We start from the raw sequence: 21,851 nt of genomic DNA, 5'->3' as shown, positions 1-21,851 counted from the left end.
TATCTTGGGCGAGCCTTGCAGTTCCATCTATCCACTTTAAGCAGCACCAAAGCGCACCAAAAGAGTGCGCAAGGTCACCCCATGACAACGTGCAATCCGCTCCAGGTTCAAGCATTCAACACCGCTGATGTGGCCGAGCAGGTCCGTGCCACACCGGGCTGGGTCCAGCATTACCAACAGATGTCGCCAGGCCATTTCGCCGGGCAGATCCGCTATCTGGATTTGCAGGGTGTCGAGGTCTATGAAGAGCAGATGAACACTCGGGTCGAGCAGAATTTCAGTGCGCCGTCCGGTGCGCTGGCGTTCTGTTTTGATCGCAGCGATAACGCGCTGTACCTGCTCAATGAAGAGAGCCGCAACATCTGGATCACCCCGGAGAACTACCAGGAAATCGCCGTGGTCTTCGGCCCGGAATTTGTCCGCCAACACGGTCTGGATGTGGCGAAACTCGAAGGCTTGTTCATGACCCAGCTCAACTGCGGGCAGAACGCCTTGTTCAGTCGCTGGTTAAGCTCGACTCTCACGAAGTTGTCGCAAGCTATTGATCCGCTTGATAAAGATGCTCTTGCAAATCAATTGTTGGAGGACTGTCTGTTCATCCTCGACAATGCGCGGGTGTGTCTGGACGGTGGAGGATTGCAGCGGCGCACTGAAGAGCGAACCATCATGAAACGCGTCGGTGAATGGGCCGCTGATTCGCCGGAAGACACGGTCAATCTCCTGGAGCTTTCCAACGTCGCCGGCGTGTCGTTGCGCCAACTGCAACAAGCGTTCAAGGCCTACACCGGGATGACACCCAGCCATTGGTTGCGCCTGCGCCGCCTGAACAGCGCGCACCGCGAATTGCTCAAGTGCCGGCCCACGGAAACCACGGTGGCGGAAGTGGCGATGCAGTGGTCGTTCTGGCATTTGGGGCGTTTTTCAAGCAGTTATCGGGCGTTGTTCAAGGAGTTGCCGAGCGAGACGCTAAAGCGCCCGCGAGTGAGTTGAACTGGCAGCGCCCGGCTCTGCGGGCGCGCAGCTTCTCTGTCAGGCGGTTGCCGAAGTCCGGCGCATCGTCAGCAGGCTGTGTTTGAGCAACATCATGGACCCCACCAGCAAAACGGCATCCTTGAGCAGAAAACTGGTGGCGCCACCCATTGCCGGGAAGCCGCCCGCAGACGCTTCCCATGCATCCGGCGTGGTGAAAATCAGGGTAAGGGTGGTCAGGTAGGTGATCACTGATGCGGCTGAGGCCCACAGCGAAATCCGTGGAAACCACGCCCCCACCATCAAACCGAGCGCAATCGTCCATTCCGCTACACCCAAGGCATAGCTGGCGCCCTGAATGCCAAACGCGCTGTGCATCCAGCTCAGCAGCGGGCTATTGGCGAGCAGCGGAATCAGGCCTTCGGCTTCGTACGCAAACCATTTGCTGTAGCCAAAAATCGCGAAAATCAGGACCAGCGTCCAGCGCATCAATCTGATCTCGAGATCATTCGAAAGCCAGCGGGACAGCGTGCAAGTGTTCATGGTTTTACCTTTTCTTTGAGGTGATGAAACCCGCTAGAGAAGGAAGCGCTGCGGAAATTACAGCCAGGCCATGGTTAAAACGTGACAGAAAAAGTCTGCTGCAGACGGGCATTTTTCACCGGGCAGGGTCCGACGAGTAAAAAGACCTTTGTGTCGAGGTTTAAGTTAATTAGAATCAGTCTCATTTGAAACTGACTTCGCCCAGGGCCTCTTTAGATGATTGACGCAGCGACGCCATCGCCGCAGCACCTGCACGAACTGTATCGCGATCATCGTGGCTGGCTGGAAACCTGGCTGCGGCGGCGCATGGGCAATGCGTGGGATGCAGCTGATCTCAGTCAGGACACCTTTCTGCGCGTACTGTGCAGTGCGCAACCGATCGCCGACATGCGCGAGCCACGCGCGTATTTGCTCACCGTCGGCAAACGTCTGCTGAGCAATTTCTATACCCGCCGCAGCCTGGAAAAAGCCTATCTCGAAGCCCTCGCGCAATTGCCCGAAGAATGCGTGCCTTCGCCCGAGCAACGTTGGGTGCTGCTGGAAACCCTGCAAGCGCTGGACGAATTGCTCGACGGTTTGCCCCGAGCGGTGCGTCGCGCCTTTCTCTGGAGTCAGCTCGAAGGCCTCGGTTACCGTGAAATCGGCGAGCGTCTGCAGGTCTCGGAGCGAACAATAAAACGATATATGGCAATGGCTTACGAGCATTGCTTGATGTTGGATCTATGATGCGCGTGGCGCCCGGCACCGAAGCCCGCGAAGTGGCGCGTGCCGCCGCGCAGTGGTTAGCGTTGCTCGAATCCGGCGAGGCCAGTGAAGCCGATCACGTGCAGCTGAAGATCTGGCGAGACAGCGATAGCCGCCATGAAAACGCTTGGCAGAAGATCCAATCGCTGCGCCAGCGCTTTTCCAGCCTGCCGGCAGAATTGGCCATGGCCACGCTGGATCGCCCGGATCTGGCGCGGCGTGCGGCACTGAAGCGAGCGCTGGGTCTGGCGGCGCTGGTGCCAACGGCGTGGTTGATCAGTCGCCAGTTGCCGCTCGATGTTTGGCGCGCCGATTTGCAGACCGACACCGGCGAACACAAACAGACACTGTTGGCCGACGGCAGCATCCTGCAACTCAATACCGCGAGCGCGGTGAACGTCGATCTGGCCAGCCGCCAATTGACGCTGGTGCGCGGTGAAATGGCGCTCAATGTGCTCGGCGGCGCAGCATTGACGATCAATGCGCCTTACGGCCGGATCATGCTCAGTCGCAGCGAAGTCTGTGTGCGCCTCAATGAGCGTGAGTGCAATGTTGCGGTGGTCAGTGGTTCGGTGCAGTTGCAACCGTTGCACGGGCCGGCGTTGCTGTTGCAGGCCGGGCAGCAGATCAATCTGCAAGCGTCCGGTGCCGGCCCGGTCTCGGCGTTCGACGCAAAAATGCCCGGCTGGCGCGAAGGCGTATTGATGGCGCAAAACCAGCCACTGGGCGACTTCTTGCGCGAGTTGAGCCGTTATCGCTCAGGGCTTTTGCGTTGGGAGCCGGCCCTGGAAAGTCTGCGTATCACCGGCAGTTTCCGTCTCGACAACACCGATAAAGTGCTGGCGCTGCTCGCCGCGAGCCTGCCGCTGGAGGTGCATTCGCGCACGCGTTTCTGGGTCACGCTGACGCCGCGAAAAAATATCGTCTGAAGCCTGTCCCTTTTTTTCGCCTCGCTGGTCATTCCAGGCAAGTGAACAAAATCGAGAGCTTCTTCCAATGCCCGCAGTATTTCCAGGTCGTTTGCGTCCGTTGTTGCAGTTGAGCTTCGTGCTGAGCCTGAGTGCCAGCCCTTTGTTGATTCAATCCAGTTGGGCCGATGACGCCGCCCGGCGCAGTTATCAGGTGCCCGCCGGCAGTTTGAGTGCGGCGCTGACGCGTTTTGCCGGGTTGGCCGGGGTCAATCTGTCGGTGGATCCGGCGCTGGTGAGTGGCCGCAACAGCAACGGATTGTCCGGTGAGTTTGCCGTGGAGGAGGGGTTCAGCCGCTTGTTGCTGGGCTCCGGTCTACAACTGCAAGCGCTGGGCGATCATGCTTACACGCTGATTCCTGCCGCCGAGGGCAGCAGCCTGCAATTGGCGCCGACTTCGATTCTAGGTGCGACCGGCACAACGGAGGCGGATGTATTTGCCGGTGGTCAGGTGGCGCGCCGTGGCTCACAGGGTTTGCTGGGCGCCAGGGACTTCATGGAAACCCCGTTCAGCATGACCACTTACACCAGCGAAGCGGTGAAGAACCAGCAGGCGCGCACCCTGGGTGATCTGATCGGCAGCGACCCGTCAGTGCGCGCGACCAACCCGGCGGGCGGCCGCTATGAGCAGTTCACCATCCGTGGTTTCAGTCTGTTCAACAGTGATGTGTCTTATAACGGGCTCTACGGCGTGTTGCCGACCTACACGATCGACATGGAAATGGCCGATCGGGTCGACATCCTCAAAGGCCCGAGCCAACTGATCAACGGCATTTCCCCGCGGGGCAGTGTAGGGGGCGGGATCAACGTGGTGCCCAAGCGCGCCAGCGACCAGCCGATCACCTCATTGACCGCCAATTACGCCTCCAACAATCAGGTCGGTGGCGCCGTGGATGTCGGTCGCCGTTTTGGCGAAGACAACCAGTTTGGATTGCGCTTCAATGGGGTTAAACAGTCCGGTGACACGGAGTGGGACCATCAGAGCGTCGACCGCGACATGGCCGTGCTCGGCCTGGACTTTCGCGGTGAACGCTTGCGCCTTTCGACCGATATCGGCCACACCGAACGCGACACCGATGCGCCGCAGGAACGCGTGCAGGTTGCGGCCAATGCCAAGGTTCCAAGCGCGAACAATGTGCATCGCAACTACGCGCAACCGTGGAGCCAGGCGAAAACCGAGGACACCTTCGGCACGCTCAACGCTGAGTTTGACGTCAATGAATCGGTGATGCTGTACGGCGGCGTCGGTGCGCGCAAAAGTAATCATGACTTCTTGCGCCACGCCGTTTCCGTGACCAACGACGCCGGTGATTTCAGCGTTCTGCCGCGCGATTTCACCCGCGACGAGAATGTGCGCACGGCCACGGCGGGTGTGCGCAACTGGTTCCACACCGGGCCGGTGAGCCATGAAGTTAATCTGGCGGCCAACTATTTCTATATGGATTTCGAGAACGGTGGCGCGCGTTATGCGGCGGGTCGCAGCAATCTGTATGAGCCGGTAGAAACGGCAAAACCCGGTACGCCAACGCGCAATGACGCCAAGGTCTACACCGAGAATCGCTTCAGTGGGGTGGCGTTATCCGACACGCTGGGATTCTTCGATGATCGACTGCTACTGACGCTGGGCGCCCGCTGGCAGCGGGTGAAAGTCGATGACTGGAGCGATGACGTCAAAGGCGACACGGCCTACGACGAGGAAAAAGTCTCGCCCTCGGGCGGTATTCTGTTCAAGGCGACCGACAAACTGTCGCTGTACGCCAACTATATGGAAGGCCTCAGCCAAGGCAAGATCGCCCCTTCGACCTCGATCAACGAGGACGAAATTTTCCCGCCGTTCATCAGTCGCCAGGTTGAAGTCGGCGCCAAGTACGACGCCGGTTCTTACGCGTTGACCGCAGCAGTATTCCGGATCAAACAACCCGCCTACGAAACCAATGCCACAACACGCGTCTTCGGCCCCAACGGCAAGCGCCAGAACGATGGTGTAGAACTGAGCGTGTTCGGCGAGCCGCTGAATGGCTTCAGGCTGTTGGGCGGTGTGATGTTCATCGACAGCGAACTGACCAAAACCACCAACGGCACGTTCGACGGCAATCGCGCGCCGGCAACGCCGAAATACAACGTCAATCTGGGCGCCGAATGGGACGTGCCGACTGTGCAGGGACTGACGCTGACCGGGCGCGGGATTTATTCCAGCTCGCAGTATCTGGATCAGTCCAACGAGAAGGAGATCGACTCGTGGGAGCGCTTCGATGTGGGTACGCGTTACGCGTTCAAAGTCGATCAGAAAACCATCACCTTGCGCGCCAATGTCGAGAACGTAATGGATAAACGTTATTGGAGTTCGGCGGGGGCTTCGGATGACAGTGAACCGGGGTTGACCCTGTCGACACCGAGAACTTATCTGTTGTCGGCGACTGTGGATTTCTGAGTGGCTGTAATTGAGCGAAAGCCCAGGGACGGGCTTTCAAACAGGAAATCGTTATTGTCCTTTTATATTCTTGGAAAACAACGAGTAAACATGGGTGATTCAAGTATCGAATCCGAACTTTGCTGAATGCCTGCAGATCGTTGGATCACGACTTTATTCCAGGTTATTGCTCCCTTGATTGGCCAGCAATTCAAGCCATTGTTGTGCCGCTACCGACAGTTGCGAGTTCTTGCGCCAGATGGCGACCAGTTGCCACTGAAGTTCGGCGCATTCAAGCGGCACAATTTCCACACCGGGCGGAATATGGTGTTGCGCCAATAGTCTGGGCAGTACCATCAGGCCCGCATTCGCAGCCACCAATGACAGGCAAAAAGCCAGGTTGTCACTCTTGGCTACCTGCAGACGGCTGACGTCCAGGTCAGGGCAACAGAGCTTGATGCGGTGATTGAGGATGGACGCGCCTTGTAACTGGACCCATGGGTGATGCGCCAGATCGGGCAGACTCAGCCGATGGCGGCTGGCAAGTGGGTGGCGCGGCGGCAGGACGACAACCAGCGGTTCCTCGCAAATCGGCAGCCACGCGAGCTCCTCGTCATCCGGGCGCAGGCTGATTGCCAGTTCTATTTCGCCCTTGCGCACAGCGTCTTCCAGCGCTTGCCCACCTTGTTCGCGCAACTGCAGTTCCACTTGCGGGAAGCGCTGCCGAAACTCGGTCAATACAAAAGCAATGTGATCGGTACTGCCTAACGGCGGCAGGCCCAGCTTAAGCACGCCGGTGACGAGGCTATTGAGCAGGTTGACGTCGGTGAGCATTTGCTTGCTGCGACTGAGTATGCGTTTGGCGTGGTGGAAAACCACTTCACCCGATGGCGTCAAACGGGATGGCACGCCTGGACGGCTGCGCACCAGCAGCGTCGAGCCCAGTTCTTCTTCAAGCTGTTGCACCGCTTTGCTCAGCGCCGGTTGCGTGACATGAATATTGTGGGAGGCCTTCGAGAAGCTTCCATGCTCCGTCACTTCGACGAAGTAGCGTAAGTTTTTCAGATCCATCTTGTATGCCATTTCCGCATAGTGTTTATAAAAATTGTTCATTCACTCTGGTTGGAAGAATCCTTCTACTATCGCCACCCCAATTGCCCTGGTGCCACGACAGGACATATCAATTTGGAAGTAGAGGCCAACCGTGTTCAATGATTGTATTCGGCTTGATCAGGCACTGGTTGCGGCTGCACAGCGTTATCCGCAGAGCTCGGCACTGGAAGCGCAAGATGGCACATTCAGCTACGAACAACTTAACGAAACAGTTAATAAGTTATGTGAGTTGCTGCGGGCGCAAGGCGTTCAGCCGGGCGATCGAATAGGCATTTATATCGCCAAAAGTGCAAGTGCTGTTGTGGCCATTTATGCCGCATTGAGGCTGGGCGCATTAGTTGCTCCGATGGATATCAAGGACCCCGCGGAACGGGGCGCACGCATGTTGGCCAACGCCGACCTGGATTTTTTGCTGGCAACGGCGGCAAGTCAGGCCGCAGCGGCCAGGGTGGTTGCCATGCATGGTCAGGCTGGCGATGTTCGCACAGTGGACGGGCTATTGCTGTTTCCCTTGCCAGGGCAACCGCAACGACATGCCGGGGACGAGGGCGGTTATGTCTTGTTTACCTCGGGCAGTACGGGTTCGCCCAAGGGCGTGTGCCTGACCCACGCCAACGTCTTGCATTTTTCTGCCTGGGCAGCCCGCACGGTGGTTCTGAGTTGCGAGGATCGGGTGGGCTCACAAGCGGCACTCACCTTCGATCTGACGACCTTCGACCTGTTCTCGACCGCACTGGCGGGAGCCTGTCTTTGCCTGATGCCAGATTTCTTGAAGATGTTTCCTCGCGATGTGACGCGTTGGCTGGATGAGCAGCGTATCTCGGTGTTCTACGCCGTCCCCACCTTGTACCAGATGCTGTTGCAGCAGGGGGCAATCGAGCAGGCGCGGCCCTCGGCTCTGCGCGCTGCGTTGTACGCCGGTGAACCGTTCCCGCCACAGTTGCTGGCACGCTATCTGAAAGCATTCCCCGACTTGACGTTTTACAACCTGTATGGCCCCACCGAGACCAATGTGTGCACCGCAGAACAGGTGAGCCTGGCGGGTGTCGACACGCTTTTACCGTCAATCGGCTGGGCAATCGAGGGGGTGGACGTCGAGATTATCGGCGAGGACGGTCACGCGGCTGCGCAGGGTGAGATTTTCGTCGCCGGCCCAACGGTGTTCGCCGGTTATCTGGTCGACGGCATCTGCCGCGATGCCCGCAGGAGTGTGTATTTCCGCGATGGCGTGCAAAGGCTGGCCTACGGCACGGGGGACATCGGCTATCAGGCGGCCGATGGTCGTTTTCATTTGCAGGGCCGCCGTGATCATCAGGTCAAGCGCCGCGGTCACCGTATCGATCTGCTCGACATCGAAAGTGCGGTACTGGCGTTGCCCGGCATTGAAACGGCGGCGGTCGTGGTTCGCCAAGGCACAACGCCGGAGGCCGAAATCTGGGTACATGCGGTGAGTGCCGGTGCCAGTCGCGCAGACATTCTTCGCGGCTTGAACAGTGCATTACCCAAAAGGATGCAACCGGATGGCATTCGTATGGCGCGAAAGCTGCCCGCGACGGCCAACGGAAAAATAGATCGACGTGCTTTGGGCATGTTGAGCGTAAACATGGAAGAGATAGGCAATGAATAACATTGAAGCGCTGTGCTTGCTGATCCAGGCAAATCTGCTGACCCAATACCAAGGTGAAAACCTTACCGTGTTGCCCGACACGGCGCTGCTGGAGGAGGGCTGGCTGGACTCTCTGACAATCATCTCCATCGTCACCGACGTCGAGAGAAAGTTCGGCATCGCGTTTCCGGAAGAAAAAGTCATCGCCGCTTCGTTTCGCACGCCGGCCACGTTGTGGGCCGTGATTGAAGCCAACCGTGTCGAACTCGCTTGAGTCTGTGCAGATAACAGAGAGGGCGAGTCATGCTGTTCGTAAACGAAGACAAAACAGTTGAGCAAACCGTGCAGGAGAGTTGCCTGCAAGGGCAGGCGTTGCTGCCTGAACTGGCAGGCAAAACCTTCCGCGAGCAATGGTTGCTGGCCGCCGGGACCGGGTTGCTACGCGCCTCGGCTGGCACGGTGACCAACAAGCTGGCGATGGTGGAAGGATTGGGCTTGAGCGGCATCAGTCCAGCCCTTTGCTATGCGCTGGCGTCACAGTTGTTCGGTATGCAATTGCCGATGCAGGCCTGGCTGAACGCCGAGCAGCGCAGGCAACTGGCAGGCCTGGAAGACGGCGAGACCGTGTTGTGTCACGCGCTGACCGAGGCACATGGCGGCAGTGATCCGATGTCGATGGAAACCGTGGCACAACGTCAGGCGGATGGTAGCTATCGATTGACGGGCGAGAAGCGCTTCATCACCGCCGCCCCGGTGGCGGATCACGCGTTGGTGTTCGTCCGTACCGGCAAGGGCCGATCTCCCTTCGACTTGTCCGTTGCACTGGTTGACCTCTCGGCGCCAGGCGTGGTGCGCAGTGCTCCGCTGGACAAGACCGCGTTGCCCGGCGTGCCCATGGGTGTGTTGACCTTTGACGGCGTGCGGCTGGAGGAGCACAGCCTGCTGGGCGGCGAGGGCGCGGGTTTCTCTGTGATGACCGCGACCACCACGTGGGAACGCGCGTTGTTGATGGGGTATGCGCTGGGGCCGATGCGCCGGATGCTCGATCAGACAGTCGCGTGGAGCCGGGAGCGCACGCACTTCGGTCGATCGATGAGCGCCAGTCACCTGGTGGCGGGGCACGTGGCCGACATGAGCCTGTACCTCTATCGCTCGCGAAAACTGCTCTACGGCATTGCGCGACGCCTCGACGCCGGGGTGACGGTGCGCCAACTGAGCGGTGAGGCGGCGATGGTCAAGATATCGGTTTCCGAAGACTTTACGCGGCTGTCGCAGTTGGCTGCTCAGTTGGGTGGCGTGCGCTCTTACATTGGCGATTCCGGTCGCGCGATCGATCTCATCAGCCCACTGGCTTCAATGACCTATGCGGGGGTTAACGATCTGCTCCGAATCAGCGTTGCGCGCCAGGCTGGTTTGCCCGTCGAAAACTGAGCGCTTTGCGCTTCTGAAAAAATAGAAGGTCAACGTCTATGGCTTTGCCAGATCAAATCGATGAAATTTTCGCGTTGGTAGATTGCATCGGTATGCAGTTGGTCGACTTGGCGCCGTTGGTGGATAACCAGCAATCGGACAGTCGCGAAAGCTATCAACTGATCAAGGACTCGGGTCTTTTAGGCTTGCTGATCCCTCGCGAGGCTGGGGGCGCAGGTCTGAATTATCTGCAATACAGCCAGGTTCTGGCGCGACTTGCCCAGTATGACGCGGCGACGGCGCTGGGCTTCAACATGCACAACGTGGCGCTTGGCTCGTTGTGCGAGTCGGCGGGGAAAACGCTGTCAGTGGCAGCGGATGCCTTCCGCGCCTGGGTGTTCGACGAGGTGATCGCGCACAACAAGATGTTCGCCTCGGCGACGTCGGAGCTGGGCAGTGGCGCGCGCTTGCGAGGTATCCAGACCCATTATCGGGCGCATGCCGGCGGCTTTCTGCTCAACGGCAGCAAGTCGTTCGTGTCGTTGGCGGGCGCTGCGGACTACATCGTCGTCACGGCAAAACCTGAAGGCAACGACAGCGACAGCGAGATCAGCCACTTCGTGGTCGGACGCCACGACGAAGGTGTGCAGTGCGGTCAGGTGTGGGACGGGTTTGCCATGAACGGCACCCAGACCGCCAGCATGACGTTCGAGAATGTGCTGCTCAGCCGCCAGCGTTTGTTTCTGGCCGTCGAAGGGATGTCTTTATTCAAACTGGTACGTGAGCCCCACTGGATGATTGCCGGCTATACCGGCGTCTATCTTGGGATCGCCACTGCGTTGCTGCAACACATCACCGAAGGCGTGCGCGCCACGCCTTCCCAGCGCGAATCCAGCGCAATCCATCAGGAGGTCGGCAGGCTGTCAGCTGAGCTGCTCGCCGGACGCGCGCTGCTCAATCATGCAGGCACACTGATTGTGGAACGGCGTGGAACGATCGAGGCGAATGCCGCTGTGCATGCGGCCAAATACTTCATTGGTGAACTGGCGCCGAAGATGGCCATGGCGGCGGTGAAGATCTGTGGTGCGAGCACCTTGAATCGCAGTCGGCCACTGGAACGATTGCTGCGCGAATCGTTTTTTTGCAGCGTCATGCCAGCCAAACCGATGGATTGTCTCGAGTACTTGGGCAAAGCCCAGTTGGGGGTCAATCTGTTCGATACACGACAGATTGACTGGTAACGGTTCATGGGGATTTCGCACCGATTCAACCGCGCCGTCTGGCTCAGCACTTATCTGTTGTTAGTGGTGATGATGGTGGGCACGTTGCCGACGCCTCTGTATCCGCTCTACGCCAGGCAATTGGACTTGTCGCCGTTCTGGGTGACGTTGGTCTTTGCGTCCTACGCACTGGCGATACTGTTCAAGCTGCTGATATCTGGCCGACTGTCCGATCTGCTTGGCCGACGCGTGGTGCTCGGGATCGGGATCGGATTGACGCTGGCGAGCCTGCTGAGCTTTTTGCTCTGGCCCACGTTAGTCGGCTTGTTCGTTGGTCGCCTGTTATCGGGGATGGCCGTCGGGTTGATGGTGGGCGCCACCACTGCCTATCTGGCCGAATTGCTGGGGAATCGGTCACTCGCGGCGCTGATCGCCAGCTTGAGCAACATGGGCGGGCTCGGCTTGGGCGCATTATTGTCTGGCTGGGTGGCAGAGCAGGCGGCGCAACCGCTCCACGCCAGTTATGCCGTATTGCTGTTGATGCTGTTGCCCGCGGTGCTGTTGCCTTGGATGCCGGAAACGGTAATCCATGGCGGTACTCGTCCGCCGCTGCGGTTGCAGCGCCTGCGGATACCGAGCGAGATGCGGCAGGCCTTTATGGCCGTGGCGATGTCGGTGCTGTGCGGCTTCAGTTTTCTCGGTCTGTTCGCCGCGCTGGCTGGTCGTTTCCTGGCGGTCGGGTTGCATCAAAGCGGCATTCTGTTGAGCGGCAGCATTGTATTCCTGGCGTTTTGCAGTGCTGCCATCGGCCAGTTGTTGGTGTTGCGCATGGCGCCCCGGCGGGTTGTCCCAGTGGGGGTATTGTTGCTGCCCGTGGCGTTGGCCAGTGTCTGGCTGGCCTTTGAATTTACCTCCCTGACGTTATTTCTCGGTGGCGCGGTACTGGGCGGGATGGGCGCGGGCATGGTGCTGCGTGGCGGGTTGGGGCTGGTGACGATGTTGTCGCCTGCCGATCGCATGGCGGAAGTCAGTTCGGCGTTTTTCGTCGCGGCCTATCTGGGGTTGATTGTGCCCGTGGTCGGGGTGGGCCTGCTGTTGTCCGTATGGGAGATGTCTTCAACCATCGGTTTGTTCGGCGGGTTAGTGACGCTGATGGCCATTTTCAGTAGCCGTGCGGTGCTGGCGCTGGGTTCAGCGCCGGAGCCGGATTTGGCAATTGCAGTAGAGCGTGAATGATGGCGACGATCTCGCTAAGTGGTGGTGACATTGATTATTTGCTGATCGACGGTGATGCCGATCGTCCTCCGCTAGTGCTGCTGCATGAGGGCCTCGGATGCATTGCGATGTGGCGACGTGTGCCGTATCGACTGGCAGCCATGACCGGGCGTCGAGTGCTCGCTTACAGCCGTTTCGGCTATGGCCATTCATCTCGCGCAGCGTTGCCACGCCGATCAGACTATATGCATGTGGAGGCGCAGCAGGTATTGCCGGAGCTGTTGGAGAAGCTGCAGTTACGCAACCCACTGCTGGTGGGGCACAGCGATGGCGCCTCCATCGCGTTACTCCACGCGAGCAGATTTCCTGTTGCCGGGCTGGTGCTGTTTGCGCCGCATGTGTTCGTCGAGTCGATCACATTGAGCGGCATTGCCGCCGCACGAAATTCGTTCCTGGACGGGAGCCTGGAACGACAACTGGCGCTGTTTCATCCCGACCCCAAAGCCGTATTCGAGGGATGGAGCAGTGTCTGGGCTTCCGATGATTTTCTTGAGTGGAATATTGAGCATTGCCTGGCCGATATCGATTGCCCTGTCTTGGTGTTGCAGGGCGATCGGGACGAATACGGAACGCTGGCACAACTCGATTCCATTGAGCAAAAGATACCCGCAGTGGTCACCCGGCATTGCCTGATGGATTGCGGACACTCTCCGCATCTCGATCAGACGGAGCACACACTTGACCTGATCGTCGAATTCGTTGGCCAGATGACGGGCACCTCGCCCAGGGCCGAACTCGCGTCAGCGTCGCTTTAAAAGGTATTTCCTTCATCGCCATTGGCAAGGAGCTCACGCCATGAGTACTGCAGCAAGTGAAACCCGTCGGCTATCAGTGCCGGACATCAGAGCGTGCAAGGGCAAACGCAAGATCGTTTCGTTGACCGCGCACAATCGCTCGCTCGCTGAGATCGTTGACGAATTCGTCGACGTTATCCTGATGGGGGATTCGACTGCGATGGTTGCCTACGGGCAGCCCAACACACTGCACTTCAGCCTGGATCAGACGATTCAACACAGTCGTGCTGTCGTTCAGGCGACACGCCGAGCCTGCGTCGTGGCCGATCTGCCGTTCGCCTCCTACCAGGAATCACCGGTCCAAGCCTTCCGCAGTGCCGCACGGTTGATGCAGGAGGCCAATGTCGCCGCCGTCAAACTGGAAGGTAGCGCGGCCATGGCTCCCACTGTGCAGTTTCTGGTGGAGCGCGGTATCCCGGTGATGGCGCATATCGGCTTGATGCCTCAATTCGTCAACACCATGGGCGGATTCCGCGCTCAGGGCATGGACGAGTCATCGGCGAACGCTATCCGTGAAGCCGCCACGGCGATGGAGCAAGCCGGGGCCTTTTGCTTTGTGCTGGAAGGGCTGGCAGAGCCGCTCGCACGCGAACTGACCGAAACGCTGAGTGTGCCGACGATTGGCATCGGCGCATCGCCGGCGTGCGATGGCCAGGTTCTGGTGATCGAGGACATTCTGGGGCTTGGCGGTGATTTTGTGCCGCGCTTCGCTAAACGTTATGCCGACGTCCATGCGGTCATCCGCGATGCGGTTGGCCAGTTTTCAGCGGAGGTTCGCGATGGCAGCTTCCCTGAACTCTCGCACTGTTTTGGCGTTAAACGCTGAGATCGATAACGCTGGCAGCTCGCTGCATCAATAGCTGATGGCGGGCCACCGCGTTAACACGTTGCCAGTGGGGTGTGACAAGCGCCGCACTGGCTTTTTTACTTGTTCACGGCGCGCCTTTTGCCCTGCCGGCCAAAAGACACGCAGCGCTCAGCGCGTTTCACAGTGCGGCGCAGACTCGCCGCTCAACGCATCAACCATGGGCGGGTGATCCTGCACCGCCTGACGCAAGTCTTCGGTCACCCGCAGTTCCGCGCCGGTCGGCGAGAAGGTTGCCGCTGCTGCAAAAGGTGCGGGGTTGGCCGGGACAGGGCGCTTGCCGCGTCGCCACAGAAAGAACGTGACCATGCACAGATTGACCAGCGCAAATACCCAGAACAGACCGTTGGCGCCGAACGAATTCATGACCGGTGAGATCATCATCGGGCTGATCGCCGAGCCCAGCGAGTTGATCAGCAACAAGCCCTGAATCATCGGCACCAACGCTTCCGCCGGGGCGCGGTCGGCGGCATGGCTGACGGCAACCGGGTACAGCGCGAAGACGCCGCCGCCGAGCAGAAACAACATCGCGGCGAGCATCGTCGACGTCAACGGCAGCAGGACGATCACCAGCGATAAAACAGTGCACGCCACTGTCAGAAGGGTCAGCACCTGCAAGCGATCCTTGCGGTCGGACCAGCGCCCGACCGGATATTGCAGGAGCATCGCGCCGAGGATCGTCCAGGCCATCATGCTGCCGACTTCACCGACATTCAGACCGCTGCGCTGCAGGTACAGCGGCAGCAAAGTGTAAATCGCCGCGATGGTGACACCCGAGCCGAAACAGCCAACCAGCCCGGTCGGCGTGACGCCCAACAGTTGCCGTGGCTTGAGCGGCTCAACCTGATCAAGCAGTGGCGACACGCGCGGCAGGATCACAATCGGCAGCACCGACAACGAAGCGAGCATGCCGGCAACCATGAACGGCGCGCTGTCGCTCAACCCGGTGATTTTCCCCAGCGTGGCCTGACCCAATACACCGGCGCCGTACAGGACGATCATGTACAGCGCGAGCAAGCGTCCGCGAATCTTCGCGTCGCCTGCCAGCAGCAACCAGCTTTCGATCACCAGAAAGACCCCCACCGTGGCCCAGCCGTTGACGAGGCGCAGGGCAAACCAGCCCCAGGTGTCATAGAACAATCCCTGCAACAGGATGGTCACCGCGATCAGCGAGGCAAAGCTGCCGTAGGCGCGGATATGCCCGATGCGCAGAATCAAACGGTCGTTGAACACCGCACCCAGCGTCAGACCAATGAAATAGGCCGATGACACGATGCCGATCATCGTGGTTGATGCACCGGCGGCGTCGAGGCGAAGGGTGGTCAGCGAAGAAAGAAAACCGTTGCCCAGCGCAACAATGAACAGCCCGAGCAGGGGCGCCAGCGCCATGGCCAGCAAACGCGGAGACATAAAAACCTCTAGAGATCGAACAGCGGAACGTGCGCCTCTGCGCATGCGATTGCCAGGCCGAAGTGTTTGTATTGTGCAAGTGCCTGCCGATCGGGCAGGGCGGCTGTGTCGGACACACGTGGGGAGGCGTGGCCAGCCATTCAAGTACGCGCTTTTGTGTCAGTGGTGCCTTCAGCCTCAGGCTTCTACCGCTGCAAGAGCGGGCGGAATTCTAAGGCTTGTGAGGGATTTGCCAATAGCTGTCTGCTGCGACGTCGGGACGCAGGCAGGCCAGAGTTCAGAGTTCAGAGTTCAGAGTTCAGAGTTCAGAGTTCAGAGTTCAGAGTTCAGGGTAAGACAGCAACTCATCGTTGGCGCTGCAAAAGACAAGGCGTCGGATTACCCGTCCCACTGAATGCGAGCTGCCAATGACTGGTCATTCTTGCGATTCCCTACGGCCTCGATATGCCCGGCACATCCATATTGATCTTGCGCCAGAACGCTTCAGAGAAACTGTAAACCGAGAAGGCAATCAGCCCCGCGGCCATCACCATCAACATCAGCCATCCCGCTGGCAGGTTCTGCAGGGCGTCGAGGGCTTCCTTCATACCCGGCGGATCCATCGCTTTATACGCGGAGCCGCTGACGGCCAGCAGCAAGGCAATTTCGATAAACACCACGCCACGGGCGATCAGACCGAACCGAGACACTGGGCGGACGTACTGCATGACGTCTTCGTCGGCCTCGAAGTATTGCTCGAATGACGCCTTCCAGCCTTTGATGATGTGCGCAATTCCCACGCCCAGCGGAATAAGCGCGATCAGGTACACCAGTAAATTCGAGTATTCCCAGGATAAAAGATGCGCCAGCCAGTCCTTGGTTTGGCCACCGGAATTGCCCGAGCTTTTAATGCCGCTGATCAGCAGGCCCAATGCAAAGAATGCCAGAGCACCGTTGACCAAACCGCCTGCGAACAGGCCTGCGCGAATCACCAAGCCTTTGAGATTTTTGCCGTGATGGTCGACATCGCGGGTCGCTTGCAGGAAACGCCACGCGGCAAAAGCCAGCAGACCTGCCACCACAAGCTCCACCAGAAAATAACCGAATGGCTGCGCCAGCAACGCTTCGAGGCTCCTGTGGCTGTCCTTGGGTTTTGTCGAGTCATGCGCTGCCAGCAGTGCGAAGATACCGATGATCAGATAAAGCATCCCTCGAGCGGCATAGCCTCCCCGAGCGAGTATGACAAGGCTGCGTTGCGCGGACATTGGATCGATTCCCGAGAGTGATTCAAGAGCAGACCCCTCTCACTGGGAGGGGTTCTACTGCCAAAGGGGAAAACTGTCGGGGCACATCCCTTTGAACTAATCATCCGGCGCGCGCCCCTAATGTCGTGCTGCCAGCCACGCGGTTAGGGCTGTCGGATTTCCCCACTCACACACGCAGGTTTGATGAATCATGAAGAGCGAACAAGTAGAAGGTGTAGCAGAGAAGCTGGCCGGCAAGGCGCAGAGCGCAGTCGGTAGACTGATCGGTGATTCGACACTGGAAGCAGAGGGCGCTGGACGCCAGGCTGCTGGCCAACTGACCAAAACCTACGGCGATACACTCGACAGCGTCTCGACATTCGTTAAAGAGAAACCTGTCGCCGCACTCGCGATTGGCGCGGGTTTGCTGCTGTTGGTCAATCGTCTGCTGCGTCGCTGAGCCAGGAAGTAGGGCGTACCCAGCCAGGCCCACCGTATCGTTACCGTCCCTCACACTCCCCGGAGTTTAATACCGGGAAGTCGTGAGGGAAGCTGACCGCTTTAGGCGCAACGGCTTACAGGGTCCGGCCAATGGCTTGCTCATAGGCAGCAAGGAAATGCTGCCACTGCGATTGATCCCAGTAAGAATGCCGTCTGAGTTGAGGGATGTCGTGACGCGCCGCCCCTATTGCAGTAACACGACCGCGAGACTTCTCCAGGTCTAGCAGCGCCAGTTCGAAATCAAACTGCTCGCCAGTCATCGACGCCTTGATAAATATGTGTTTGGAACGCATGCAACCGTGCTGCCATTTGCCCGAATGCATCCGCGCCAGCATTTGCGCCAGACGCTCTAAAAGTTGCTGGTGCTGCTCTGTCGTCAACAGGCTCGCGGCACCCTGGCCATACCAGGTATCCAGATCAATAAAACCGCCGAGATCTTCGGTCACCAGGACACCTTGCCAAACACCTTGGACTTTTCTCGCGCCATAAAACACGGGTCTTGGCGCCTTCACCCCCAGCTTCTCGAGCCTGGACAGTGCGATGCCTTCACGCAGAGCGGTGGGGCGGCCAGTGGGGTAACGGAGACTGCGAAACAGATGGCCGGTTTGACGCTTCACGAAGAACGTCCTGTCATCTTTCACAATCAGCTGGACACCACTGGTGCCGCTGCGGCGCACATTCGGCGGTTCGACCCACTCTCCGGACGTATCCCACCAGAATTCAAACTCACTGCGTGCACGGCCCATTATCCGCTCCATTTATTGTAGAAATTTTTAGTTGCGACTTTTGCATTATCGTCGCGATCGCAGCTCTGTCCATGGGCGGAAGTTATTAGTTCCCTGAATTTCGCGAACTTTGGCACCAAGTCGCAACTTTTACGCTTCGTTTGTTTAAACAGTTGCGCCGCTAAAAATCAGTGGGAGTGGCAGGTATTGCTCCCGTCACAAAAAAGGTCGTACGCGCAGGATCATCCTTAACGGAGTTGCGGCCGCCGGAACGCTGGTGTTATCGGGCACCATTCATTGCTCTGACTGGCAACGATTACATCCGGTGATGTTCCAGCAAAAAGTCCACGAACAGGCGCACCCGCGCCGGCATTGCCGCGCCGCCAACGAACACCGCATGAATCGGTTCCTGATCCCCGGGATTCCAGGCCTCCAGCAGCGCAATCAACTCGCCGCGCTGCAGATCCTCGCGCACGCTGAATTCACCGATACGGGCAATGCCCGCGCCTACTCGCGCGAGTTGTGCCAGCGCCTCGCCACTGCTGCATTCGATGTTGCCGCTGACCTTCAGGGAAAACTCTTTTCCATCGCCGATGAACGGCCAGTTGGACTCGGCACGCCGAAAGTTGAAGCGCAGGCAGTTGTGCTTAAGCAGGTCTTGCGGTTCCTGAGGGATGCCATGGCGCTGGAGATACTCGGGCGACGCCACCACGACCTGGCCGGTGTAGCCGATCCGGCGCGCGGTCAGCGGGCTGTCGGGCAGATGGCCAAAGCGCACCGCGACGTCGGCCTGCCCGCCGAGAATGTCGACCACTTCGTCGCCGAGGGTGAGGTCGACGACGATGTTCGGGTAACGGGCGCTGAACGCTGCGACCAAGGGCACGATGGCGAGCCGCCCATGACCGAGGGCGGCACTGATCCGTAATCGCCCCTTGGGTACGCCTTGATCGGCGATGGCGTCTTCGACTTCATCCATGTCGGCGAGGATACGTCGGGCGCCGCGCAGGAACGCTTCGCCCTCGGCCGTGAAGGTGATCGCACGGGTGGTGCGCAACAGCAGGCGGGTGCCAAGACGTTGTTCGGTACGCGCGATGATCCGACTGACTGCCGAGGGAGTCAGGCTCAATGCCCGCGCGGCGGCCGACAGGCTGCCTTCCTGCGCCACGGTGATGAACACGCTCATTTCACCTGACCTGCCGTTGAAATCCACTTGTGCCTCCCAAGCAAAGGTGATTGCCAAAAATGCTGTCTACCGCCCTGAAGGATTGGATCGTAGCATCAGCGGCATAGATGAGGAGCCTTCCATGCGTATCAATCCACCACTTGTCGCACTCGCCATCGGTGCTTTTGGCATCGGCGTAACAGAATTTGCCCCCATGGGCATGTTGCCGAATATCGCCGCCGATCTGGGCGTTTCAATTCCCGCCGCCGGTTTGCTGGTCAGTGCTTATGCGCTGGGCGTATTGCTTGGCGCGCCGCTGATGACCTTGACCACCGGGAGAATTCCCCGGCGCTATCTGCTGATCGGGCTTATGGCGATTTTCACCCTGGGTAATCTGATGTCAGCCTTGGCCACCGATTACTACAGCCTCATGGTCGCCAGGGTGGTGACCTCACTGAACCATGGCGCATTTTTTGGCGTTGGCTCGATTGTCGCCGCCAGCGTGGTCGCCCCGCAGAAACGTGCCGGGGCGGTTGCTGCAATGTTCATGGGCCTGACGTTGGCGACCATCGGCGGTGTGCCGTTGGCCGCCTGGTTTGGCGAATTGTACGGCTGGCGCACCGCTTTCTGGGGCATTACCGGCCTGGGCGTGATGACCATGGCCGCGCTGTGGTTCGCCCTGCCCAATGTGCGGGCGCCGCAAAGCGTCGGGGTGATGGCGGAGATTCGGGTATTGGCGCGCGGCCCGGTGCTGGGCGCGTTGGCGCTCACCGTCGTCGGTTCGAGTGCGATGTTTACCGTCTTCACTTACATCGCGCCGATTCTCAGCAACGAGACCCATGCGTCAACCGCCTACATCACCGCGATGCTGGTGCTCTACGGTGTCGGGTTGACGCTGGGCAACCTGTGGGGCGGCAAAGCCGCAGACCACTCGATAGATCGCACCCTGATCATTTCGCTGAGCGTGCTGATTCTCGTCTTGCTGGCGTTCACCCTACTGATGCGTTGGCCGCTGCCGGCTGCCGTCGCCATCCTGATCTGGGGTATTGCCAGCTTTGCCCTGGTGCCACCGCTACAAATGCGCGTCATGGAAGCGGCCAAGGACGCGCCCAATCTAGCCTCGGCAGTGAACATCGGCGCCTTCAACTTCGGCAATGCGATTGGCGCGGCGCTGGGCGGTGCGGTGATCAATAGCGGGCTGGGTTATCCGGCAATTTCCCTGGCCGGTGCGGCGATGGCGGGCCTGGGATTGCTGATGGTGCTGGTGTTTGCCTGGCGCTCCAGAACCAGAACGATTGAAGCGGCAGTGGTGTAACAAACTCCCGGTGTACAGTTTCAAGCTATCGATTCCGTTGTCCTCTCTGACAACAGGACTCAGGCTGAAACAGCCAGGCTGGCGTAGCTGCAAGAGCCTTTGATCAAGGCCCGCGCAGCCAAGGCCATTGCTGATCAACACATGCTTGAATGCCGCGCATCCTCGGATGCGCGGCAGGCTACTGTTCCGATTCTCACGAATCCATCGCCAGACGAACCTCGCTTTTACAACGCAAACGTAGTCCCACGAGTGTTCACAAACAGCGAATAGATCGAGTGACTGCTGGCCATGAACAGCCGATTCCCTTCGCGTCCCCCAAAGCACAGGTTCGGGCAACGCTCTGGCAGCGAAATGTGCCCGATGGCCTTGCCCTGAGGATTGAAAACGCGCACGCCGTCGAGTTTTTCCAGGTCGGCCTTGGGATCACCGTTGCCGCCCCAGCCGCACCACAGGTTGCCCGCTTCGTCGCATTTGATGCCGTCGATCGCGGCATACTCCAGCCCTTCGATGTGCTTGCGGCGTTCACCCAACGTGCCGTCGTCCTTCACGGCAATCGCCCAGATCAGGCGATTGGGTTTGGCGCGACCTTCAACCACGTACAGGGTTTTTTCATCGGGAGAAAAGCACAGGCCATTGGGACCGTTGAGGTCGTCGATGACCCGGGTGACTTTTTTGCTCTGCCCGTCGATGCGGTACACGGCGTGGGGTTGGGTCGGGGTGATTTTGTGGCCTTCATAATTATTGCCGGTCTGGAAGGGCGGGTCGGTGAACCAGATCGATCCGTCACTTTTGCAGACGATGTCATTGGGCGAGTTGAAGGGTTTGCCGTCATAGCTGTCGGCCAGCACGGTGATCGTGCCATTGGCTTCGGTGCGCGTGATGCGCCGGCCTTCGCTGGTGGTGGTCGAGCCTTCGCAGACGATCAGGCGACCTTGGCGATCCCGGCACATGCCGTTGGAAAAGTTGGAGTGTTCGCGGTACACGCTGAAGGTGTCGGTGATCTCGTCCCAGCGCATGATGCGATTATTGGGGATGTCGCTGACCAACAAATAGCGGCCATCACCGACCCAAACCGGCCCTTCGGCCCAGCGCATGCCGGTGGCAAGTTTTTCAACACTGGCGTTGAAAATACGCAGTTCGAGGAAGCTGTCGTCGAGGATCTGAATCAGTGGATCAGGGTAACGCTGACTCAAGGGTTCGGCGGCCTCGGAGATGCGGCTCAGTGCGGCGCTGCCGACGGTGGCGAGCGTGGCAGAAACAGCGAGGGACTTTTTCAGGAAGCTGCGGCGGGTATTGCCTTGCGCTCGGTCAAGGCTTTCAGGCTTGGCGGACAGGAATGAGTCCATGTAACGATCTCCGTGGTTTTATTATTTTTTGGAGACGTAGTAATACCTTGTGGTAGGACATCGTACAAGTCATTCGTTGCGCACGAGTCTTGGTTCGCCTATAGAAGTGAAGGCCGCTGAACATCTTCTGGTTGATCTGATATGTGAGGCGAGGTCAGGTACTTTTTCGCGCTGCATAATCTGTTGCTGCAACGTTTCATCACTGCTTGTATCCTTGCGCGCGGCAAGCGCAGGAGTCTGCAACCATTGCGT

Annotated in this window: 20 protein-coding genes; 13 read left to right on the top strand and 7 right to left on the bottom strand. The window is 59.0% G+C overall.

The window, feature by feature from the left end:
- Nucleotides 1-81 precede the first annotated feature (81 nt).
- Complete coding sequence (locus tag JFT81_RS01835; protein WP_201225868.1) at nucleotides 82-990, top strand: helix-turn-helix domain-containing protein; 909 nt, start codon at nucleotides 82-84, stop codon at nucleotides 988-990.
- 39 nt (nucleotides 991-1,029) lie between these two features.
- On the opposite strand, the gene JFT81_RS01830 is transcribed toward JFT81_RS01835, so the two are convergent.
- Complete coding sequence (locus JFT81_RS01830) at nucleotides 1,030-1,512, bottom strand: DUF417 family protein (RefSeq protein WP_201225867.1); 483 nt, start codon at nucleotides 1,510-1,512, stop codon at nucleotides 1,030-1,032.
- A 216-nt stretch (nucleotides 1,513-1,728) separates the two neighbouring features.
- Here JFT81_RS01830 and JFT81_RS01825 point away from each other — a divergent pair, with 216 nt between their 5' ends.
- The 3 genes from JFT81_RS01825 (at nucleotide 1,729) to JFT81_RS01815 (ending at nucleotide 5,655) form a co-directional block, all read left to right on the top strand.
- Entirely contained in the window at nucleotides 1,729-2,238 is a 510-nt protein-coding gene (locus tag JFT81_RS01825) for a sigma-70 family RNA polymerase sigma factor (RefSeq protein ID WP_201225866.1), read from the top strand.
- On the top strand, nucleotides 2,238-3,185 hold the full coding sequence (locus JFT81_RS01820) for a FecR domain-containing protein (protein WP_201225865.1): 948 nt from the start codon (nucleotides 2,238-2,240) through the stop codon (nucleotides 3,183-3,185). Before JFT81_RS01825 ends, JFT81_RS01820 begins: the two co-directional genes overlap by 1 nt.
- A 67-nt stretch (nucleotides 3,186-3,252) precedes the next feature.
- On the top strand, nucleotides 3,253-5,655 hold the full coding sequence (locus JFT81_RS01815; RefSeq protein ID WP_201225864.1) for a TonB-dependent receptor: 2,403 nt from the start codon (nucleotides 3,253-3,255) through the stop codon (nucleotides 5,653-5,655).
- Between the two features lie 153 nt (nucleotides 5,656-5,808).
- Here the strand turns inward: JFT81_RS01815 and JFT81_RS01810 are convergent, their stop codons facing one another.
- Nucleotides 5,809-6,705: a LysR family transcriptional regulator gene (locus tag JFT81_RS01810; RefSeq protein WP_201225863.1), complete on the bottom strand. Its 897-nt coding sequence runs from the start codon at nucleotides 6,703-6,705 to the stop codon at nucleotides 5,809-5,811.
- 133 nt (nucleotides 6,706-6,838) lie between these two features.
- Between JFT81_RS01810 and JFT81_RS01805 the strand changes: the two genes are divergently transcribed.
- Genes JFT81_RS01805 through panB form a run of 7 tightly spaced genes read left to right on the top strand, consistent with a single transcriptional unit; the run spans nucleotide 6,839 to nucleotide 13,878 of the window.
- Nucleotides 6,839-8,374, top strand: a complete 1,536-nt coding sequence (locus JFT81_RS01805; RefSeq protein WP_201225862.1) for an AMP-binding protein — start codon at nucleotides 6,839-6,841, stop codon at nucleotides 8,372-8,374.
- Nucleotides 8,367-8,627 carry an acyl carrier protein gene (locus JFT81_RS01800; RefSeq protein WP_158831430.1) on the top strand — a complete coding sequence of 87 codons (261 nt, stop codon included), beginning with the start codon at nucleotides 8,367-8,369 and terminating at the stop codon, nucleotides 8,625-8,627. The genes JFT81_RS01805 and JFT81_RS01800 overlap by 8 nt, the downstream gene beginning before the upstream one ends.
- Nucleotides 8,628-8,656: 29 nt before the next feature.
- Nucleotides 8,657-9,784 carry an acyl-CoA dehydrogenase gene (locus JFT81_RS01795; protein WP_201225861.1) on the top strand — a complete coding sequence of 376 codons (1,128 nt, stop codon included), beginning with the start codon at nucleotides 8,657-8,659 and terminating at the stop codon, nucleotides 9,782-9,784.
- A gap of 38 nt (nucleotides 9,785-9,822) precedes the next feature.
- On the top strand, nucleotides 9,823-11,004 hold the full coding sequence (locus tag JFT81_RS01790; protein ID WP_201225860.1) for an acyl-CoA dehydrogenase family protein: 1,182 nt from the start codon (nucleotides 9,823-9,825) through the stop codon (nucleotides 11,002-11,004).
- Between the two features lie 6 nt (nucleotides 11,005-11,010).
- The gene (locus JFT81_RS01785) at nucleotides 11,011-12,219 is read left to right on the top strand and encodes an MFS transporter (protein WP_201225859.1); all 1,209 of its coding nucleotides are present in this window, start codon (nucleotides 11,011-11,013) and stop codon (nucleotides 12,217-12,219) included.
- Complete coding sequence (locus JFT81_RS01780) at nucleotides 12,216-13,013, top strand: alpha/beta hydrolase (RefSeq protein WP_201225858.1); 798 nt, start codon at nucleotides 12,216-12,218, stop codon at nucleotides 13,011-13,013. Before JFT81_RS01785 ends, JFT81_RS01780 begins: the two co-directional genes overlap by 4 nt.
- Before the next feature lie 40 nt (nucleotides 13,014-13,053).
- Nucleotides 13,054-13,878, top strand: a complete 825-nt coding sequence (gene panB, locus JFT81_RS01775; protein ID WP_201203671.1) for a 3-methyl-2-oxobutanoate hydroxymethyltransferase — start codon at nucleotides 13,054-13,056, stop codon at nucleotides 13,876-13,878.
- A 150-nt stretch (nucleotides 13,879-14,028) separates the two neighbouring features.
- Here the strand turns inward: panB and JFT81_RS01770 are convergent, their stop codons facing one another.
- Both JFT81_RS01770 and JFT81_RS01765 read right to left on the bottom strand, forming a co-directional pair.
- The gene (locus tag JFT81_RS01770; RefSeq protein WP_347340472.1) at nucleotides 14,029-15,372 is read right to left on the bottom strand and encodes an MFS transporter; all 1,344 of its coding nucleotides are present in this window, start codon (nucleotides 15,370-15,372) and stop codon (nucleotides 14,029-14,031) included.
- Between the two features lie 386 nt (nucleotides 15,373-15,758).
- Complete coding sequence (locus tag JFT81_RS01765; protein ID WP_201225856.1) at nucleotides 15,759-16,571, bottom strand: DUF1206 domain-containing protein; 813 nt, start codon at nucleotides 16,569-16,571, stop codon at nucleotides 15,759-15,761.
- A gap of 190 nt (nucleotides 16,572-16,761) precedes the next feature.
- Between JFT81_RS01765 and JFT81_RS01760 the strand changes: the two genes are divergently transcribed.
- On the top strand, nucleotides 16,762-17,010 hold the full coding sequence (locus JFT81_RS01760; protein WP_201203668.1) for a CsbD family protein: 249 nt from the start codon (nucleotides 16,762-16,764) through the stop codon (nucleotides 17,008-17,010).
- Nucleotides 17,011-17,125: 115 nt separating this feature from the next.
- Here JFT81_RS01760 and JFT81_RS01755 read toward each other — a convergent pair whose 3' ends face one another.
- Nucleotides 17,126-17,797 (bottom strand): lipopolysaccharide kinase InaA family protein, encoded by a 672-nt coding sequence (locus JFT81_RS01755; RefSeq protein WP_201225855.1) that lies wholly within the window; start codon nucleotides 17,795-17,797, stop codon nucleotides 17,126-17,128.
- Between the two features lie 295 nt (nucleotides 17,798-18,092).
- A complete protein-coding gene (locus JFT81_RS01750; RefSeq protein ID WP_201225854.1) occupies nucleotides 18,093-18,986 on the bottom strand; it encodes a LysR family transcriptional regulator in 894 nt (297 codons plus the stop codon).
- Nucleotides 18,987-19,080: 94 nt separating this feature from the next.
- Between JFT81_RS01750 and JFT81_RS01745 the strand changes: the two genes are divergently transcribed.
- Nucleotides 19,081-20,253 (top strand): MFS transporter, encoded by a 1,173-nt coding sequence (locus JFT81_RS01745; protein WP_201225853.1) that lies wholly within the window; start codon nucleotides 19,081-19,083, stop codon nucleotides 20,251-20,253.
- A 224-nt stretch (nucleotides 20,254-20,477) separates the two neighbouring features.
- Here JFT81_RS01745 and JFT81_RS01740 read toward each other — a convergent pair whose 3' ends face one another.
- On the bottom strand, nucleotides 20,478-21,599 hold the full coding sequence (locus JFT81_RS01740) for an SMP-30/gluconolactonase/LRE family protein (RefSeq protein ID WP_201225852.1): 1,122 nt from the start codon (nucleotides 21,597-21,599) through the stop codon (nucleotides 20,478-20,480).
- Nucleotides 21,600-21,851: the final 252 nt, after the last annotated feature.

It is taken from the genome of Pseudomonas sp. TH43, assembly GCF_016650635.1.
Lineage (GTDB): Bacteria > Pseudomonadota > Gammaproteobacteria > Pseudomonadales > Pseudomonadaceae > Aquipseudomonas.
The sequence above is the reverse complement of the archived record's forward strand: the minus strand, read 5'-3'. Positions and strand labels throughout refer to the sequence as shown.